Annotated in this window: 18 protein-coding genes; 2 read left to right on the top strand and 16 right to left on the bottom strand. The window is 37.6% G+C overall.

Going from position 1 to position 18,852, the window contains the following annotated elements; all coding sequences use genetic code 11:
• Window positions 1-6 precede the first annotated feature (6 nt).
• From tcuA to R4Z10_RS06100, 14 genes are all read right to left on the bottom strand, one after another.
• Window positions 7-1,497 (bottom strand): FAD-dependent tricarballylate dehydrogenase TcuA, encoded by a 1,491-nt coding sequence (tcuA, locus tag R4Z10_RS06165; protein ID WP_338472328.1) that lies wholly within the window; start codon window positions 1,495-1,497, stop codon window positions 7-9.
• Window positions 1,498-1,534: 37 nt separating this feature from the next.
• The gene (locus tag R4Z10_RS06160) at window positions 1,535-2,521 is read right to left on the bottom strand and encodes a hypothetical protein (protein ID WP_338472327.1); all 987 of its coding nucleotides are present in this window, start codon (window positions 2,519-2,521) and stop codon (window positions 1,535-1,537) included.
• A gap of 132 nt (window positions 2,522-2,653) precedes the next feature.
• Window positions 2,654-3,493 carry an alpha/beta hydrolase gene (locus tag R4Z10_RS06155; RefSeq protein WP_338472326.1) on the bottom strand — a complete coding sequence of 280 codons (840 nt, stop codon included), beginning with the start codon at window positions 3,491-3,493 and terminating at the stop codon, window positions 2,654-2,656.
• A 270-nt stretch (window positions 3,494-3,763) separates the two neighbouring features.
• Complete coding sequence (locus R4Z10_RS06150) at window positions 3,764-5,587, bottom strand: XylR N-terminal domain-containing protein (RefSeq protein WP_338472325.1); 1,824 nt, start codon at window positions 5,585-5,587, stop codon at window positions 3,764-3,766.
• Between the two features lie 37 nt (window positions 5,588-5,624).
• Window positions 5,625-6,251, bottom strand: a complete 627-nt coding sequence (locus R4Z10_RS06145) for a GntR family transcriptional regulator (protein ID WP_338472324.1) — start codon at window positions 6,249-6,251, stop codon at window positions 5,625-5,627.
• Window positions 6,252-6,386: 135 nt separating this feature from the next.
• The gene (locus R4Z10_RS06140; RefSeq protein ID WP_338472323.1) at window positions 6,387-7,232 is read right to left on the bottom strand and encodes an alpha/beta hydrolase; all 846 of its coding nucleotides are present in this window, start codon (window positions 7,230-7,232) and stop codon (window positions 6,387-6,389) included.
• 284 nt (window positions 7,233-7,516) lie between these two features.
• Window positions 7,517-8,869 carry an MmgE/PrpD family protein gene (locus tag R4Z10_RS06135; protein WP_338472322.1) on the bottom strand — a complete coding sequence of 451 codons (1,353 nt, stop codon included), beginning with the start codon at window positions 8,867-8,869 and terminating at the stop codon, window positions 7,517-7,519.
• Between the two features lie 110 nt (window positions 8,870-8,979).
• A complete protein-coding gene (locus R4Z10_RS06130; RefSeq protein WP_338472321.1) occupies window positions 8,980-10,278 on the bottom strand; it encodes a TRAP transporter large permease subunit in 1,299 nt (432 codons plus the stop codon).
• The gene (locus R4Z10_RS06125; RefSeq protein ID WP_338472320.1) at window positions 10,271-10,762 is read right to left on the bottom strand and encodes a TRAP transporter small permease; all 492 of its coding nucleotides are present in this window, start codon (window positions 10,760-10,762) and stop codon (window positions 10,271-10,273) included. Before R4Z10_RS06125 ends, R4Z10_RS06130 begins: the two co-directional genes overlap by 8 nt.
• Window positions 10,763-10,860: 98 nt before the next feature.
• On the bottom strand, window positions 10,861-11,955 hold the full coding sequence (gene dctP, locus R4Z10_RS06120; RefSeq protein WP_338472319.1) for a TRAP transporter substrate-binding protein DctP: 1,095 nt from the start codon (window positions 11,953-11,955) through the stop codon (window positions 10,861-10,863).
• A 210-nt stretch (window positions 11,956-12,165) separates the two neighbouring features.
• Window positions 12,166-13,365, bottom strand: a complete 1,200-nt coding sequence (locus tag R4Z10_RS06115; RefSeq protein ID WP_338472318.1) for an MFS transporter — start codon at window positions 13,363-13,365, stop codon at window positions 12,166-12,168.
• A 784-nt stretch (window positions 13,366-14,149) separates the two neighbouring features.
• Window positions 14,150-14,812, bottom strand: a complete 663-nt coding sequence (locus R4Z10_RS06110) for a 3-oxoacid CoA-transferase subunit B (protein ID WP_338472317.1) — start codon at window positions 14,810-14,812, stop codon at window positions 14,150-14,152.
• Window positions 14,809-15,522 carry a CoA transferase subunit A gene (locus R4Z10_RS06105; RefSeq protein WP_338472316.1) on the bottom strand — a complete coding sequence of 238 codons (714 nt, stop codon included), beginning with the start codon at window positions 15,520-15,522 and terminating at the stop codon, window positions 14,809-14,811. The genes R4Z10_RS06110 and R4Z10_RS06105 overlap by 4 nt, the downstream gene beginning before the upstream one ends.
• A gap of 259 nt (window positions 15,523-15,781) precedes the next feature.
• Entirely contained in the window at window positions 15,782-16,186 is a 405-nt protein-coding gene (locus R4Z10_RS06100) for a thioesterase family protein (RefSeq protein WP_338472315.1), read from the bottom strand.
• A 62-nt stretch (window positions 16,187-16,248) separates the two neighbouring features.
• On the opposite strand from R4Z10_RS06100, the gene R4Z10_RS06095 reads away from it, so the two are divergent.
• The gene (locus R4Z10_RS06095) at window positions 16,249-16,407 is read left to right on the top strand and encodes a hypothetical protein (protein WP_338472314.1); all 159 of its coding nucleotides are present in this window, start codon (window positions 16,249-16,251) and stop codon (window positions 16,405-16,407) included.
• Window positions 16,408-16,492: 85 nt separating this feature from the next.
• On the opposite strand, the gene R4Z10_RS06090 is transcribed toward R4Z10_RS06095, so the two are convergent.
• On the bottom strand, window positions 16,493-17,164 hold the full coding sequence (locus R4Z10_RS06090; protein WP_338472313.1) for an MBL fold metallo-hydrolase: 672 nt from the start codon (window positions 17,162-17,164) through the stop codon (window positions 16,493-16,495).
• Window positions 17,165-17,251: 87 nt separating this feature from the next.
• Window positions 17,252-17,719 carry a pyridoxamine 5'-phosphate oxidase family protein gene (locus R4Z10_RS06085; RefSeq protein WP_338472312.1) on the bottom strand — a complete coding sequence of 156 codons (468 nt, stop codon included), beginning with the start codon at window positions 17,717-17,719 and terminating at the stop codon, window positions 17,252-17,254.
• Between the two features lie 951 nt (window positions 17,720-18,670).
• On the opposite strand from R4Z10_RS06085, the gene R4Z10_RS06080 reads away from it, so the two are divergent.
• Window positions 18,671-18,844, top strand: coding sequence for a hypothetical protein (locus R4Z10_RS06080; protein WP_338472311.1), 174 nt, complete (start codon window positions 18,671-18,673; stop codon window positions 18,842-18,844).
• The last annotated feature ends 8 nt before the right edge of the window (window positions 18,845-18,852 follow it).

Genomic DNA, 18,852 nt, shown 5'->3' with positions numbered 1-18,852 from the left:
ATTAAACTATTGATTAATTAAAGTGTTTTTTACGTATTGGGCTGCATTTTCTCCAGCAATTTTTCCAAACACAGATCCTGCCATTAATCCGGCGCCACCAGGATAGTTAAAATAGAATAATCCGCCAACCAATTCACCTGCTGCATAAAGACCTGGGATCGATTGAGAAATTAAATCCTGGACCTCCGTTTCTGTATTGATTTTTAAACCACCAAAAGTAAACGTAATTCCGCAAGTCACGGCATAAGCCTCAAATGGTCCTTCATCAAGCGGGTTTGCCCAGTTAGACTTATTTATGGCTAAGCCATCTGTTCTGCGACCATCTTTAATATTTGGATTAAATGGGATATCTTTACGAATGGCTTCATTGTATTCTTTAACCGTTTGTAAAAACTTGTCTGGTTGAACTCCATCTAATTTGGAGGCCAACTCTTCCAGTGTTTTAGCTTTCACCTTTGTTACCGTTCTCAATTTGTACTCTTCACGTAATAAATGGGTCACCTTGGAATCAAAAATTTGCCAAGCAAATTGATTAGGTTGCTCAAGGATCAATCTGCCTAATTTTGCATACGTGTAATTCCGGAAATCTTCTCCTTCATCAACGAATCGTTGTCCATCCCCATTGACAATAATTCCAAACGGATAGCTCAGTTTTTGGAACCCTTCCCCTAATGATTCAGCATAACGGTCACCGCCGACAGCATGTGCACCAGACCAGTTTCCATGTGGCATGGCCCCTATATTTAAGGCCATTTGAATTCCTTCACCCGTGTTATAGCGACTCCCCCTTGGTCTTGCCAAGTCCCACTTTGGACCTAAATAGCGAGTCCTCATTTCTGTGTTCGCATGAAAACCACCTGATGCAAGGATGACGGATTTAGCATGTACTTCTGTTGTTTTGCCCTTATGCTTAAAAATCACTCCATGTACACCCTCATCATCTTGGATGAGTTCAGTCGCCATCGCTTCATATAATACGATGACACCTAAATCTTTCGCTTCTTGGTGTAAGGAATCGATCAAACCATAGCCGCCTCCAACAGATTCAACAATCATTCCACCCCAAAATTTAAATTTTCCATCGATTTTGAAGGCTTGTCGCCCATAAATCGGCACAAACCTTACCTTATGATCTCGAAGCCATTTCATCGTCTCAAAACTTTTACCCGTTAAGATCGAAGCCAATTCTGGATCTGTTCGATAATCAGTCAGCTTGCACATGTCTTCAAAAAAGTCTTCCTCTGTGTAAGAACCAAAATCGGACATATCTAGCTCTTCTTGAGTCAATTCGGGCATAATTTGCTTTAAATCCTCAACCCCGTTATAGGCGAAACGAATCGACCCATGTGTATACGTACTATTTCCACCTTTTTCTGCTTCTGGGGATTTTTCTAAAACGATTACATTGGCCCCATTTTCCCTTGCGGCTATCGCCGCACACATCGCTGCATTACCTGCCCCAACAACAACGATGTCGGTTTCATAATGATTGCTCAAACTAAATCCTCCTTTCATACACGTTTCAATCTTTTTCTCAGCCGTTTATCCCTGTTGCAGTCTCATTTTTAGGTTTATTAAGTTTGACAGGTTGCTTGAACTGAACAATTCCCATCCCTGTTACCCACTCTGGAATTGGTTCATAATAGACAACATTAGCTTCTAAGTCTTGTGCAGCTCCAAGCAATGCAATCCAGTTTCGAATTTCCTGTCCGCCATTTCCGCCATTTTCTTCAATTTCTTCTGAACTCCAATTTCTCAATGTTTCAAAATCACGATTATTAATAAGCTCCAAGAACTCGCGGTCCCATTGCTCATTTACAGGTCCAGATTGAATTTTCGTGACTCGTTCAATTCGACCTTGATAGAATTCCTCTATTGGGATGTCGACAACACTTAGACCATTTTTCATTAAATGAATCATTTCCTGTTCTTCAGGTTTTTCGCTATCCACCTTCGGAACGGGAACCCAGTGGGACAGACCCCCAGAAGCTGCAATCGCGACCTTTTTATCAGCATCCCACGAGCCGATTGCTTTTCGTAACACCTCACCTAACTGGAAACAACGGTCCATTGTCGGCAGCGGCGGGGCAACCGTATTAATCGCAATTGGTACAACTGGAATGTCTAGATCTGGGTTTAAAAAGTAAATTCCTTGTGTATGACCATGATCCACTTTCATCGACATCGTAAACGAAAAATCAACATTATTCTTCAGCCCTGTATGAAGAATATGTTTGGCTAAATCCTTTTCAACTGGAATTTTGTATTTTGGCAGCAGCCAATCCCCTAAGCCATCGCATTGATCAATTCCAATCGTAAAGGTTGGCATATGATTATAGAAATATTCGTTAAAGTGGTCATCCGAAATGAGTACTAATACATCTGCTCCTACCTCTTCTAACCATTCCTTCATTTCCCTCGATTTTTGTAAAAACCTTTGTCCCTTCTCTCCGCCCCGTTCCTCACTCGACATAATTAATGGGCTATGAGAGATTGCCACACCCGCAACGATTTCAGCCATTTATGCTCCACTCCTTTTTAGGTATGTTTATAAATCAAATTCGCGTTTTTTCGTCCTGCTTTATCTAATAACCAACTTACTTTTGTATTCATCCCTTAACTTAAATAGTAAAAGGGCTTTTGCTCAATGAAGTTAAATCGAATTGTTAAAGTAATTTAAGATCAATGAATTAAAACTGTCTTTGTTTTCAATTTGGGTCCAATGACCGCATTGTCCATATACATGCATTTGAACATTTTGCAGATGAGACAAGAGGTAATAACTGGACTCAACCGAACATACCATATCGTCACGTCCATGAATTAACAGTACAGGTTGCTTAATTCGTTTAAGAGCTGTTACAGGAACTGGAACCGCTGCAGTAGCAAATATAGAATTATTAGAAGCTTGAATTTCCGGGCGCATCGCTGTTTCGTAGCGAGTTTCTGCCAATGCATCGATTTCCGGTGCAAGCTTTTCATCATCATAGACAAACCAGCTCATAATTTGACGCATCTTCTTTTCTGAAGGTTTGTCGTAAAAGCCTTTGGCACGACCAAGCTCTAAACTTAGTTTTGTGTTTGGTGTTCCACCAGGTCCCATTAATACCACTTTTTCAAACCGGTCTGGATGCTCTAGTAGTAGTTCTAGTGCAATGGAGCACCCTAGTGAATTTCCTACAAGGTGGGCCTTTTGAATCCCTAGTTCATCAAGAAGTTCAATCATTTGAGCTACCCAATGATCCATCCACCCTTGTCTATTTTTCGGCAATGTATCAGGATGACTACTTTTTCCAAACCCTGCCAAGTCTGGAGCTAAGCAATCATATGTCTCTCCACAGTCATCTAACGCATAACGCCAGTTTGCCCAAGCAAATACCCCTGGACCAGAGCCATGTAGAAACAAAATAGTTTCTGAATTTCCTTTACCCGAACGATTTAAAAATGTTTCGTACTTCCCTGTATTGATTAGTTGTTGTGTAAGTTCAGCCATTTGTAAATCTTCTCCTCCCTTTAAGTCCAAAGTTGGTATTCTCTTAAACTCTTCTTTGGAAACCTTTTCATAATTAAATTTTAGAAAATTCAAGCTATTAATTCTAGAGGAAAAATTGTTTGATTATTCAGTTCATTTTAAATGATATTTATTGGTTTTTTGACACTCTTAAAGAAAAACCAAGAGTTTCCAACTCTTTTTATAAACGCAGTCATTTAAATTTCATAGAAAAAAGAGCATTCCAAGAATTGAATGCTCTTAAAGGATTGCCTATATTTTTAATTCACCCATCGCGATCATTGAATCTAAAATAAGGAGCAACTGGTAGCTTTGGGAAGAGTCTCGCAAATCTTTTTCTAGGAGACTTTCTAGCTTATTGATTCGATAGGTTAGTCCGCTCATCGATAAAGCAAGATCCTCCATCGTCTTATGCAGCTTCCCGCCATTTTTTAAAAATACATATAAGGTTTTAATCAGTTCCTTCGTTTTTGCATCATTAGATTGATATAAAGGACCAAGTTCTTGTTTAACCATTCTTTTGATTCCATTAATATTTTTAGAATTAATAAGAACACCAACGATTCCTAATTCACTAAAGTGGATCATTTTTTTGTCCGTAGACATTCGTAATGAAATTAGACATTCATCCACATATTCGGATATATTCCCAATATCGTCCGATTCATCACTGACTCCGATTTTAAAAGAGTAGGAAGGGTTTGTACTTTCAATGTGCTTTAGTATTTTTCCCAAATCTACTGTATGACTCCCTACTGACGGAATATAGAAAATAACTCGTCCCTCATATGTACAAAAAAGCGCTTTATAGCCTTGAATATCCATATACTTCGTGATCGTTTCTAACAATTGTAATTTAAAATCTTTCTTTTGGGTCTTTGCACCTTTTTTAACATATTCAATAGCAGCGATTCGATAGGGAGATCGGAAATCATACCCCATAAAACTACCGCGTTTAATAATCTCTTCTTTTGAGTTAAATTCGCCTCTTAAAATAAGTTGTAAAAAATCGCCCTTCATTCTTTCAAGCGCTTCATAACTCACCTTTTCATTCAATAGATTAAGGGAGGCTGCGTTTGCCACTCTTTCAATAAACATCATGTCATTGTCTGTATAATTCACTTCATCGTTGTGGTAAATAAATGTACAATATCCAATAATCTTCTTTTGAACCGTGATGGGGGTGATTAAGCGAACTTGATTGCCCGATACTAATTTTGTTGTTTGGTCGTAGTCCGGTAACAAGTGTTTATTTTCCCGTGTGCAATGTTCTACCATCTCGGTATTGAGCTCAAAGTATTCTTCCTCTGTTATTCCTGCTATGACGATTTTCTGAAAGCCCAAATCCTCGATCGCAATGGGAATCTGGAGAAATTTATAAGTGGTATCGGCAATATCTTGCAAATTACTGCCGTTTGAAATGCTATCCGTCAATTTCTTTTGAAAAGTTGAGAGCTTTTCTACATAGTTGCGTTGTTCTAAAAGTTGCTCATAAGTACCCTCTAATTCTTCAATAATATTCATTTCATGATACATCTTCAGGTGGTCTTGAACTTCTTTTCCCCAATCCTCTTGTAATCTCACTTCAAAACAACACTCGGGATCGCCTTTGGCAATGCAGCTAATTTCCTTTGCAAAGACAGGTCTTTGACAAACAGTCGTCATATACCCCGTGGCATAGCCTGTTAATGTAAGACATTCCAGAGTATCTGATTGGCCGAGATGCTTGACATGTTCCCGTGCTTCAATGGAGTTCTTCCATTTACCTGTCGCACGAATATAGGTTACTTTTCCAGAATCGTCTATTTCTGTATGTCTTTCAGACTCGATATCTGATATAAATCCTGTATTTAAATGAAATGTGGACGCTTGATCAATCAGGTCATTAAGAGAGGAGCTTATTTTCATCGCTTCTGTCGCATCATTTACGCCTAAATTCCACCCATAACGCAGTAAAAAACCTGTTGCTCTTCTTTTCCCTAAATTTCTTATTAATCCACTTCTTAAAACACCAAAAGCATCGGTCGTTGATAAGAGCTTTTTACTATTATCTGCTACAACGTCTTGAATTTTCATCCTTTTCACCTCGAGAATAAGGAAATCCATACTTTTACTAGTTACTGAAACTTTCCTCAACCGACTCAGCAATACGGCGGACATGTTTTTCCATAAGGATTTTAGCTAAATGACTATCCCGGTCCTTTATAGACTGATAAATCATCCAATGCTCACGCTGAGAACGCTTTCTTTTCTCTCTTGAAAAAATAATGTCTGGATCTCCAATATATTGTAAATAATCCCAAATTTGTCTCGTTAATTCCATGGTGTATGTAAGTTCTGAAGCGGCATATATGATTGAATGAAATTCAATATTGAGCGTTGAATAGTCTTCTGAAGACAATACTAGGCCATCCATCTTTTTTAATAGTTCTTCAAGATCAACGATTGTTTTTTCACTTATTTTTGGTACAGCTTGTTCTGTTAAAAGAACATCTAAATTGGAACACACCAAAATGCGCTCCATGACTTCAGATTTCTTCGGTTTTTTAACAAAAACACCGACTTGTGGAATGATCGTTAGAAACCCCTCTTGTTGCAATTGTGTTAAAGCCTTATGAACAGGTGTTCGGCTCATTTGAAGATGTTCAGTAATTTCATTAACATTAATGGGCTCTTCCACATCCCATTTTCCATCTATGATTAATCTTTTAATATAGGCATATGCCTTTTCCTTTTTCATCAATATGCACCCCGATTCTCTTATTTTGCTAGTCTAATCATATGATAGTTACTTTTAAACTTCTAGATGGAAGCTTATCGCTAAAAGCCAATAAGAGAATCGAACCGTGCATAAACATGTTACTGTTTTATCAGCTTAAATTTCACCGGTGAAGAAATCTCTTGTTAGTTTTAGAAATCTTTCTTTTTGCTCAATCTGCGCCCAATGTCCACAGTTTTTAAACACGTGAAGCTGTGCATTTGGCAGGTAATCCATCACATAAAGGCTGCTTTGCAGCGGAACAAAACGGTCTTCATGTCCATGAATGAGCAGAAATGGATTGTCCATTCTCTTTAATGCAGATGGTGGCACGAGCATATCAGATAAATGGGTCACAGAGAAGTTGGCTTCATATGATCTGCGTACTTCTGGTCTACTAAATGCTTCCATTCTTTCTTGAACAATTTGATCAAGTTCATTTTCTACAATCCTTTCATCTGCTACAAACCATCTCAACAAGTTTTTAAAATTAACCGGATCTGGGTCTCTATGAAAGTTTGCTAGTTTAGCAAGTTCTGGTGTTGGTTCTTTTAAACCCCCGCCTGCTCCCATAAGTACGACTCGATCAAAGCGCTCTGGTGCATACATGATTAAAAAGAGTGATATAACTCCGCCAAGTGAATTTCCTACTAAATGGGCCTTTTCAATTTCTAAATTATCCATCAAGGTTAGAATTTGTTTGACCCTTTCATTCATCCATTGCGCTCCGTTTTTCGGAGGATCATCAGGATGGTCTGTGTCCCCAAACCCATAAATATCTGGTGCTATGACACGAAATTTATCCTCGAAATGCGGCAAGATATGACGCCAGTTTGTTTGTGCACTAACCCCTGGGCCACTTCCATGAAGAAAAATAATGGTTTCAGAAGAGCGATCACCGCCTTCATTAATGAATGTTTGATAATTTCCTGTTTGAACTTTAAGAGTACTAATTCCTGTCATCACATATCCCTCACTTTTATTTAATATCCAATGATTCTTTAACTAAAATTTTAGTTGTGTCACTTTTTCCGTGTATTTCGTAATAAACTCCTTGATATTCACGTTATCATTACACAACTATAATTCTAGTATTTGTTTTTGTAAAAGTCAATATTTTGAGAAAATTCCTCAAGTTAACAATCTATACGCATTAAAAACATGATCCACTATCTAAAGTTTAGTATTTTATAGATGAATGACTCTACCCAATCCTAATCATACGAAAACACTTATAAGAGTGTTCATCACACCCTTGAATCCAATATCGGTAATTCTTTAATCATATCGTAATGTAAATGATTACTTAATAATTCCCAATACTCTACTGGGTCTCCTATTTTTCCAAACTGCATGCATTCTATGAATTTCTGTTTTACTTCATGAACGGATGTTTCAGCATTGATTCGTTTAATCTCTCTTTTTGTTCCGTTTATACTAATTACTTTAAGATCTCCTAAAGGAATTCCTGGTGTATCCTCTTGCGTTTGTTCAATTTTGATCCGACTTGTAAACGCAAAAATTTGCGGATCCTTTAGGGACTCTTCACTCAAATTATTCAAATTCACCCTTCCATGAATAAAAGAAAAGGCAACCAAATAAGGAATGCTAAATTTGGCATCTTGTATGGTTGTCGGGTGCAAGCGACTTTCAAGAGGCTGACATAGCATATTCGCTGTATGATTTACCCCGATAACAACCTCCTCAATTTCGTCCAACCGAAACTGCTCTCTAAGCTCTAAAGCTGATTGGATAAAAGGATGGGAGTAACGACAACTAGGGAAAAGTTTGATTGATGTATGAGCGAATGCCCATGTTCCTGTGTCTAGGAATGCGTTGCGCTGTGCTTCCGATAAATTTTCACCAAGATAGTTCTTAAAAAAACCCGTTTTTCCATCTAAGCAACTTGCAGGTGCTGTTACCCCTTTACTGGCCAACAATGCAGCTTGCACCCCTCCCATCGAGGCAAAGGCTGGATAAATCGCTCTTGCTTGAGAACCAATCCCGACTCCAGGCTCTTTCCCACCTGCAGCCTGCATATAAGCTAGTCCAAGTACATGTACCAATTCATCATCATCTAACCCTAGAACAAGTCCAGCCGTAATGGCTGCACCCAAATAACCAAACAGTTGACTTAAAAACCATTTAGAATCTGCACCAGTCCCCTTTGGCTCAATCGCATACCCAAGCCGGCACAACAACTCATTGCCTAACCCAACCGCCGTGATTAAATCGGTTCCTCTTGATGGCCCCGCGTCTGCCGCTGCTAAAGCCGCGGCTAAAGTTACGGGAGTAGGATGAATTCTTGCTAAATCATTGATATCATCATAATCTAACGCATGTGCTAAAGCGGTGTTTGCGAAGGCGGCATAAGCAGGTGGCAAGCAATGTTCACTTCCGATCACTCTCCCAGTGCCACCCGAAACTCCAACCGAAATCCCCTTTATTGCACGAAATGCGACCGGAGCACCTTTATAAGCGGCTAACGAAATCCCGATTGTATCCGTAATATGAAGAATCACCTTATCGCGGATTTCCTCTGGCAAACCTTGATTCTGCCTTTGTCGAACAGCACGTACGATCTCTTTGCTTAAGGACAAAATACTTTCCTCCTTATGATTAAGGACTCTGTTTAAATGACTACCAATTTAATAGAATCTAGTTTTGGGAACGACTTCCTAAAGAGAGTCGATTCATTCAGTAATCTTCTCTATAAATTGCTCGGCAAGAATAGTACAATTTCAGGGATCACATAAATTAAAACGATTAATGCTAGAATCGGGATGCAGAAGATCAATCCACCCTTATAAATATTGCTTAACTTTAAGTCAGGTGCGACCCCGTTTAATACAAACGAACTCATTCCAATTGGTGGTGTAATGAGTGCCAATTCCATTAAAATACACATCACCACCCCAAACCAGATCAGATCGTATCCTAGAGTTTCCACTAACGGCAACACAATGGGAAACGTCACAAGCATCGCTGCCATCGAATCCATAAAGGCGCCTAAAATAATGTACATGATTATAATTAAAATAAAAATATAAACCGGCGCTAATGTTAAACCTGTTAAAAAATCATTAAGATACGTTGGCAACCCTGATTGAACAATGAAGCTATTTAAAAGCATCGCAGATAATAGAATTCCAAACAAAGTCCCGACTGTTTTCAATGTTCTTTCCAATACTTCACCGATTACTTTTAGTGTAAGTTTTCTTCTAACGATCGCAATGATGGCCGCACCAAATGCACCCATACTTGCTGCTTCCGTTGGTCCAAATAGGCCGATGAAAAGACCACCAATCACAAACACAAAAAGGACTACAATTGGAACTGTACTTGATAAACTCTTAAAGCGTTTAGCCCAGGAATGACCTTCCCCTTTTTCGGCTGCTTCTGGTTTTATTTTTACATAAATCACGACCGTTAAAATATAGAGAAGCGTCAACAAAAGTCCTGGCATGAGTCCTGCCATTAACAGCTTTCCAATATGCTGCTGCGCTAACACACCATACATGACCATAAAGGTGCTTGGTGGAATCAGGATACCTAAGGACCCCCCTGCGATGATCGATCCACTCGTAAGCGGCTTACTATAGTTGCTTTTCATCATTTCTTTTGATGCAACTGTGCCAAGCGATGCTGTTGTTGCTATACTGGATCCTGAAGAAGCCGCGAATAGCGCACCCGCAGTAACGGTTGCCAGTGCCAAGCCACCACGAATTTTTCCAAACCATATTTTAAAAGAACTAAATAAATTACTACTGATCCCAGAGGAATTCATTAATTCACCCATCAGAACAAACATCGCGATAGTCGTCATCGTATAACTGAGTGAGTTATTCATAATGGTTTGGTCAACGACATTCACTAAAACATTCCAATCTCGTAAGTACAAGATTCCCACGATCCCTGGAATGGCCATTGCAATCGCGACCGGTACCCGAATGGCCAACAACACAAACATGACGATAATAAAAATAATTCCAATCATGGTACTAGACATCTGATGTCACTCCCTTCTGTTCTGGAGGAGTTTTAAAGCGGACTTGGCTCAGGGAAACCAGTCCCCAAACAAAAAATCCGATCGTAACAATGATTTTTAAAATTTGAAAAGGAAAGTCGAACAATAAAGACGTTTTCGTTTCTTCCATTGAAATTGTAAAAAATACGTAACTAATGACCATACAAACAGAAACGGTTAATACATGGGCAATATTGTCAAAAATCAACTGAACCTTTGGTGAAAATCGATCCACTAAAAGGCCAATCGAAATATGCTCTTTGTTAAACTGCGTATACGCGAAAGCAAATAGGATGACAACAAAATGGATAATTTCAGCCAACTCAACCACACCTAATAGTGGATAACCCACTAATCGTGAAATAACCCCAATCGTGACAATCAACATCACTAACCCCAAACAAATCATTCCAATGATCTTTAAAATGTTCATAATATAGAACACGCCTTTAGAAAATACGTTCATTAGATCACCTTTTCTATTAGTTTGCTAGACGGAAAAAGAACTGCGATTATTTAGAAGAAGGTGTATGCACCGATTTTACATACACCTTCATTTGCTATTTACTTAAGGAATTCTAATTCTACACCGTGTTTTTTAGAAATTTCAATATAACGCTCTAGCATTTCACCTCCTGGATACCCTCTCTTATTAGCATTCTCCGCCCACTGCTCCCAAACCGGTTTCGCATAGCGTTGGAATTCTAGTAATTCTTTATCAGAGAATTTTGTCATACTTCCACCAGTATCTTTAGCCATTTTTTCGATTCCAGGATCGTTCTCCATGATTTTCCGAGCATTTCCTTCGAATAATTCTTCCCATTTTGGATTCAAATCTTCCACAAATAGAGTTTGTAAATCTTCAGGCAAAGAATTAAAGAAGTTTTCATTCATAATCGCTGTTCCTACAACAAATTTCATTGGATCCCCTAGGTAATGTGGAGAGACTTCTACTAATTGTAAATTTGAATACACATCGTGAGTACTAAAGAAGGAGTTGATCATTCCTTTATCAAGAGAGTTATAAAGTTCTTCAAAAGTAACTTGTGTAGGTGTCCCTCCCATACTCTTAACGAGCAAGGCCTCCATTTCTGTAGAAACACGAGCAGATTTCCCTTTCAGGTAGTCGATACTATCAATGGGTTCTGTTGAATAAATGTAGTTAGGCGGCGGCGAGCCTACACCAACTTTAACAACACCGTCCCAAATCTCATCCTCATATTCAGCGGAGAATTCCTGCATAATCTGGGCTGCTTTATCAGGATCGCCGCTTGCCGTAAATGGCAGCTCCCCAATTGATAGTGGGAACAATTGAGAGTCTTCATAATAGAGTGCTAATGCCAGTCCCATATCAAATAGTCCACTTTGTACACCTTCAAGAATTTCGTTTGATGAAGCAAGAGCTCCATTATAATGAATCTTAACTTTAACTCGTCCATCTGTTTTTTCTTCCACATATTTTGCCCACGGTTTCCAAACATTGTTTGGAACGTCAGCATCACTTGAAAACCAACTATTTACCACTAATTCAATGACATCCCCATCTTTTTCCCCTGCCTCAGAAGAACTCTGGTTTGAGCCTCCACATGCAGCGAGAAATAAAACTAGACTAGTCATTACAATAAATAATATTGACCGTTTTTTTCTTACAGACCTCATTTTAACCCCCCTCAGTTCTTGTAATTATTATCATTTAATAGACTGAATATTCTAATTATATAAAATAGTTTTTCTATTCGACTATTTTTGTACCTGCTATTGTTCCTCAATCAAAGACCAACTCAGTCCTAGTCATGAAGGAAGATTCATCTGAAACTAAATAGAGAACTCAATGGGCAACATCCTCACTTTACCGATCAGTCTATCCTATTAATTTAACGTAACTTCTAAATCCTGCTTTGGTGCTCTCGTTCCACTTACTACCCAAACAATGGCCAATAAAATTAAACCGATGGCACTTACAGCCAATGGGAAACGACCAATGCCCTGATTGAAGATATTTTGAACAACTTGGAAACCAAATGGTCCCATAATTCCGCCAACCCCTTGAGCCGCAACAACTAATCCAACACCAGCAGATGTAACCGCGGCAGGAGTAAGGTCAGAAACCCTTGCAAAGATTCCTGGAAGCCCAATTCCCATTCCAGCTCCCCCAATAATACTTCCAATAAAAATAAGCGTTAAATTCGGTGAAACATAGCAGATGGCCATTCCAATTCCCGTCATTAAAATTCCAACAGGCATATACATTCTTGGCAGCATATGCTTAAATCTTCCAAAAACAAATCCTGCAAGTAAGGTACCAAATGTAAAGACCGAAATTGCCATACCGGCTTCGGTGGCACTTCCAAGGTTATCCATTTGGATTACAACAGAAATATTTGTAACGTAACCAAAGATTAAAGCAGAATAGAAAACTTGAGCCAATACAGTCCAGTAAACCGCTTTTGGCATTTTAACCTTTTTCTGTCCTTCAAGACTTGCTGTATGAGCATGTTCTTTCTTCTCAGGCTCAGGCAAATAAAGAATAGTAACAGCCAGAATCCAGATAGGAAATAGGTATGTTAGGAAGCCGTATTGCCATCCGAAAGCATCGGCAAGCATTCCGCCTCCAAGTTGGAAGAAAATGGCCCCAATACAAGCAACCGTCGAAGTTCCAAACCCTATTAAAAAGTCTTTCTCTCTTCCTTCAAAGAAATCCGTGATGATATCAATAGAAAGCGGCATAGTAATTCCAACACCAAGCCCTAAAATCCCCCGCGCTGCGATAATCAACGGCAGGCTATCAATAAATGTTGGAAGTGTACCACCGATAATAAACAGTGTTAAACCTGTAAATAACAATGTTCTCTTTTTAAATCTATTTGATAGTTTTCCATAAAATAGAGCTGGAATAATTTGAATTAACCCAGGAAACGTAGCAACCATCATGACAATAGTGGGATCATAATCTGGATAAGCATTAATGATATCAGCCATGATTGAACCTGCTACACCTGCTGCTACATCCTGAAACGCGATTATGACAACCAGAAACATAAGCATTTTTTTCCCAACACTTCTTCTCAAACCTTTTCCCCCTCATATCAAGATCAATCGCTTTGTTTGGCCTTCCCCTTTATTTTTTGTTGGCCGTCAAAAAATAAAGGCTTAAACCCGAGCTAAAATTTTACTAACACATTATAGATAGATTAGTTCCCATTGTTAGAAGCGCTTTCAACAACATACTGTAATATTAATCGTGGAGATTATATTTGTCAATATTTTCTGAAAATTAATTATATTAACTTTTAAGAGACTATTATAATGTTATTTTTAAAAAATGGTTACCCTAATATTTATTGAACATACTAATTATAATTTTTCTATTAAATCCTTATTTAGAAGCCTTTCATTATCGTAATCAGCATGACATTTTTATCGTAATGAACAAATTAAAAAGTTATTAACATAATTTATTTCTAATAAATACTTTTGTCTATTTTAGATTAGTATTATATTACTCAATATTTATAGACCTATTAGAAAGCGACGAATAGAATTATAGCTAACAACTTTAGAACAATGTCTAGCATTATTTAAATAGAAAAAAACAACAAGTAAAATTATAGTATCGATATATTCATAAAAAAAAGTTAGTCAAACGGAAATACCTTTTTATTAAATTAACAAATGCTTTTATTAATTTCGCAAAAAAATGACAGATGCATAGCACCTGTCATTTTCTGGTTCAAATTCTTACTATTTATATTCTCGCCACTTTTTGATTTTAGGGGCAGTCAGGCTCCATCCTTAAATGGTAGGAGAAAAACTGCCCATAATGAAAAAATCCTTCTAACTTGAAGTTGTTAATCTATTTTATCTTTAAATTTTCAAGAAGTTTCGGACTCACAATATAATGTGCCTCTGTTTTTTCACGAACTTCTTGAAGGGTTGCTCCTTCTTGTAACTCAACAAGCTCCATTCCCTGTGGGGTAAAGTCGAATACAGCTAAGTCTGTAATCAAGCAATGAACCACTCCTTGACCTGTTAATGGCAACGTACATGAACGTTTTACTTTTGTTTCTCCATGTTTATTTGTATGTTCCATGATCACGATGACCCGCTTGGCACCATGAACCAAGTCCATTGCACCGCCCATTCCTTTAACCATCTTTCCCGGGATCATCCAATTGGCTAAATCCCCAGTTTCAGAAACTTCCATTCCTCCCAAGATCGCTAAATCAATATGACCACCTCTAATCATGGAAAAAGATTCAGCACTATCAAAAAAGGAGGCTCCAGGGACGGCTGTTACTGTTTCCTTACCAGCATTGATAAGATCTGGATCCTCTTCCCCAACGTATGGATAAGGACCGATTCCAAGCAAGCCATTTTCTGATTGCAGCATTACACTATACTCACTTGGTATTTCATTTGCAATTAATGTTGGCATTCCAATCCCAAGATTGACATTCATTCCGTCTTTAATTTCTTTCACAGCCCTTTTTACGATCGCTAAACGGCTATTACTCATCTTGCTTCTCCTCCTTTCGCACTTTGAACCATTAGACGTTCGATTCGTTTTTCATAAACAGGTCCTTTGACGATTCGTTGTACATAGATACCTGGTGTATGAATTTCATCTGGATCCAATTCACCGATACCAACCATTTCTTCTACTTCAACGATCGTGGTTTTTCCTGCTGCAGCTGCTAATGGATTGAAGTTACGTGATGTTTTTCTAAAGACAAGATTTCCAAATGGGTCTGCTTTCCACGCCTTCACCAAGGCGAAATCACCAACAATTCCCCTTTCTAGAATATACTTTCGACCATCAAATTCTTTCATTTCTTTCCCTTCCGCAATCGGCGTACCCACACCTGTTGCGGTATAAAAAGCAGGGATTCCTGCACCACCAGCACGAATTCTTTCTGCCAAAGTTCCTTGAGGAATCAGTTCTACTTCGATCTCTCCACTCAAATATTGAGCTTCAAAGGTTTTATTCTCACCTACATAAGAGGCCATCATCTTTTTAATTTGTTTATTTTCTAACAGCAACCCTAGGCCCCAGCCATCCACTCCACAGTTATTACTGACGACCGTTAGATTTTTCGTGCCTTGATCTCTAAGTGCGATAATTAAATTTTCAGGTATGCCACATATTCCAAATCCACCAACGACTAATGTTGAGCCTTCATGGATATCGCGAATCGCATCTTGTATGGAATCAAATATCTTGCCCATGTTTAAATCCTCCAATCTAGAAATAAGTAAGATAACGTTTTCAATTATTTAACTTATCATAATTTTATAACTATTCTTCTCGTTAGTAAAGTTAACATTACTTACATATATATTAAGTAATACTTACAATGTTGAATAATTATAACTACTAATTTGAGTTTATCCGATTGTAATTTAAGCTAAAAATGAGGTTGTCCTTGTTTTTAAAGGACAACCTCAAATGGCAAATCTGTCTAAAGATCTCTATTCCTTACTGAGCTTATACGGGTTCAAGATGTTTAGCTAATTCGGTTCTAATTGATTCTGGTATTTTAACTGATTTACCTGTATTTCGATCAATAAATACATTGGTTAGACTTCCCTTTGCCACAGGTGTCTCTCCTTTGTAAAAACCAAAAGCCAGTGTATAGGATGAATTTCCTACTTTAGAAATTGAAACTTGTGCTTCCAACTCATCATCGTAGTTAATTTCCCCTAGATAACTGCAATCCACATGGACTCTCGGCATATCTAACCCTAGTTGAAGAATCTTCTTGTAGGAATAACCAATTCTTCTAAAAAAATCATGATCCATAATCTCAAAATAACGAAATATTGCACTGTAGTGAATTCTTCCAGACGCATCCGTGTCAACAAATTGAATTCGAATCTTTTTTGTAATCATTGCTGCTCCCCCCTCATATTTTTAATCATTCCATAAATGAGTTTAGAAAAACTCCATTCACAATGCAAATCTTCTATTTAAATGACCCGTTAGTGTTAAATAGAGATATCATTGCCATTCCCTATGTAGATCATAAAAAAAATTATAGCAAAACCTATTTATTAAGTGTTCTTTCGAATAGTAATCATTTACCGCTTGTCATGAAAGAGTTCATGCAATAATTAAAATATCGAATTAACTAGAATAATAGAGGGGAGTGACAACATTTTAATAGTGTTATCACCCCCCTCTATTGATTAGAAACTACTATTTTCCAGCTGCTAAAGTAGAAATACGCTCCTTAATTCCATCTCGACAAACCCCGCCATGATAACAAATAGCCGTTTCAATATCAAAATCCAAAAATTTATTTAAAGACACTAAAGCCTGGTCCATGTCTAATGTAAATTTAGGATTCGGAATTTGCAATTGACCTTGATCTGCAGTCATTGCATCCCCTGTGATCAAGGTTTTGGTATCTTGATGATATAAACCTATGTGATCTGGCGTGTGACCTGGTGTGAATATAACAGTAATTCCCCCGCAAAATGGCAAAACTTGCCCATCTTCAACCGTTACATCAACCAATGTTTTTGGAACATTAATCCCCGTTTTAATAAGGGGTTTTTCCCCTTGTATATATGGTTTCGTTAATTCATGGGCATACACTTCAATTTTATGATCAAAGCCTTGAATGATTTCATACAAGCTCCCTAAATGATCATAATCGTGGTGAGTGATAATAATCTTCGTTAATTTACCATTTGGAAGTTTCTCCAAACTAGTCTTAATATCCTCTAAGTGCCCAGGATAACCCGTATCAATAAGTACGACATCCTTATCATCCCAGATGATTGTTGGTCTAAATACCATCTCTACATCATTGATGACGTCATGCAATTCTATTAACTGAATTCCTTCATTTACCTTTACAGCCATGCCCCAATCTCCTCTCTCAAATAGAACGGATTCCAACCCGAGCATGTTGATTCAACCATTATTATCCATCAAAAACAGACGGTTTAATTAATTGGAAGTAATTTCTTCAAAATCTAATGCCATTCCCTCGTATACTTGAACATCTAATTTTTCTGCAGCTTTCACATTATATGTCTTTTCATATACAGGCTCTTGTGTGACTTCGGCTCCATAGAACATAATATCATGCAGTTCATCAGTCTCTAGCTCGATTAACGTTAATGGGAATGGAACACCTGGAATTTTTTTCGTAATAACGTTTGCCTTTGCTTGGAAAGAAACAATTGATTTATTATAGAAAAAACTAAAATTAACATTTGGGTTCGCTTCAATGTTTGTAACAATTTGCGCCTTGCTTCCTACCGCAATTCGAAGGACATCTGGCTTGTGCCCATGAACCCATGATACTGCATTTTGTTGGATGGCCCCTGTTTCCTCGTGAATGGTTGATAGAAATCCAATTCGCTCATTCTTAAAGATTTCGGTAAAATCAAATTCAATTTTCTCTTTTGCCATGTTACATTTCCCCCTTAGTCATTTTTTGCGTTAAAAATCTGCTGCTCTCCTATTTCAAAATTCTGTCTTTTCTTTTCAATAACCAACCTATCACCATGGCACCAATTACTATTGGTATAAACCATAATATAAGATTGTATTTATTACTAATTATAGACAGATTCCACTTGCTTGTCATTAAAATTACTTAAATTATCCCAATATAAGAACAAATCCCCCCCTACTAGTTGCTTGAATCGCCATCGTTCCATTCTTTTTTCCCTGCCAGTTAACCAAATATCGCAATCACAAAAGCGAAAAACTTATTATAAACAAAAAGAATTGGTCTTCCCAGTCATGATCGCCAGTAAACTTGTCGTCAAAAAACAAGTGTATAAGCAGTAAAATAGAGCTTCGAACAGACTTTACGTAATTCTTGGTAATTTTGAATTTATAATCCGATGATTCTTAAGATCATAGGTTGTCAACTTATTTCCTCTGTTATCTTAAAACACGGTTTAATTTTGGCTGCTAACTCTTTTGCACATTGGACGGCTTCATCATGAGTTAATGCTTTTGCCAACTGAATCATACCCTTTCCTCCCTTTATTTAGTAAGACTTTTCATCTATTTGAAATTTAATTCTCTGCCATTCTTGCTGTATTTTTCATTTAGTACCATCAACCAGACCTGTAAGAAACCCCTTTTATTTAACCTTGTTAAGCCCTTAGATATGATAAATAGTTTTTAATATTTTTGAAAATATCTAAAAAACATATTAGTAATAAGAATTCCCTTATAACAATTGTCTATTTTTAACATTCAGATTATAATAACCATAAAAATCACCTGTAAATGGATGGGGGGATCTCTATGTTGCCCAACCTGCCTTTAGCCAGCAAATTGCCTATCTAGACTAGAGAAAAAAATTAGGGGTCAAAACTATTAAATCGTACGAAACATTCTGTTGAGTTGACCTATGCAGGTACTGTTTTTTTAAAAGATGCACGGGAAATTATAAAAAAGCTAGATGAGTCTCTTGAACAGGTCCAACAAGCTGAAGATGGATACATCGGTATAATTAATATTGGTTTGTTAAGTACCCCGGTTCGGGAATTATTACCGAAAATTAATACGAAGATTTAGATAGAAAT

It is taken from the genome of Niallia sp. XMNu-256 (assembly GCF_036670015.1).
Lineage (GTDB): Bacteria > Bacillota > Bacilli > Bacillales > Cytobacillaceae > Bacillus_BD.
Note: the sequence above shows the minus strand (reverse complement) of the source record. Positions and strands in the feature narration are given on the sequence as shown.